Genomic DNA, 825 nt, shown 5'->3' with positions numbered 1-825 from the left:
GGTACGGTCGCCGCCGTACTGGTCGGGCATCTGGTTGCCCATCGGCAGGTAGAGCATGCCGAGTTTTTCATCCACGGCGAACATGGACCACATGTTCGGCGAGTTGCGGGTGTAGGTCTTGCCCTCGGCCAACGGGGTGGTGTCGTCCGGGTTGCCGCTGTCCCAGTTCCACACCAGCTTGCCGGTGTGCACGTCGAACGCGCGGATCACGCCGCTTGGCTCGTCGATGGAAACGTTGTCGGTCACGTGACCGCCGATCACGACCAGGTTCTTGGTCACGGCCGGTGGCGACGTGGAGTAGTAACCGCCTGGGGCGAAGCTACCGATGTTGGCACGCAGGTCGACCTGGCCTTTGTCACCGAAGTCTTCGCACATCTTGCCGGTGTCGGCGTTCAGGGCGATCAGACGGGTGTCGGCGGTCGGCACGAAGATGCGTTTCGGGCAGGCATTCGGAGCGGCGGCCGGGCTGGCAGTGCCAGTCGGGCTCTGCTCGGAAGCGTAGGCAGCGTCATCGTGGTACGACACGCCACGGCAGGTCATGTGCGCCCAACCTTTGAAGCTCTCAGCACCCTGGGTGGTGATCTTCGGGTCGAAACGCCAGATTTCCTTGCCGGTATCCGGGTCCAGGGCAATCACTTGGCTGTGCGGTGTGCACACGTAGAGCATGCCATTGACTTTCAGCGGGGTATTTTCGGCGGTGGTTTCACCGGGATCGCCTGGGCCAGGGATGTCGCCAGTGCGATAAGTCCACGCCGGCACCAGCTTATGGGCATTCTCCGGGGTGATCTGTGCCAGTGGCGAGTAACGGTCACCGAAGGCCGAGCG

Annotated in this window: 1 protein-coding gene; it reads right to left on the bottom strand. The window is 63.2% G+C overall.

All coding sequences use genetic code 11. The annotated features are described in order from the left end of the window. Positions 1-825, bottom strand: an 825-nt coding sequence (locus APH41_RS26960; RefSeq protein WP_156359098.1) for a PQQ-binding-like beta-propeller repeat protein, incomplete at both ends; no start/stop codon positions are given.

The sequence above is a fragment of the Pseudomonas sp. NBRC 111138 genome (assembly GCF_001320835.1).
Classification (GTDB): Bacteria; Pseudomonadota; Gammaproteobacteria; order Pseudomonadales; family Pseudomonadaceae; genus Aquipseudomonas; species Aquipseudomonas paracarnis.
The sequence above is the reverse complement of the archived record's forward strand: the minus strand, read 5'-3'. Positions and strand labels throughout refer to the sequence as shown.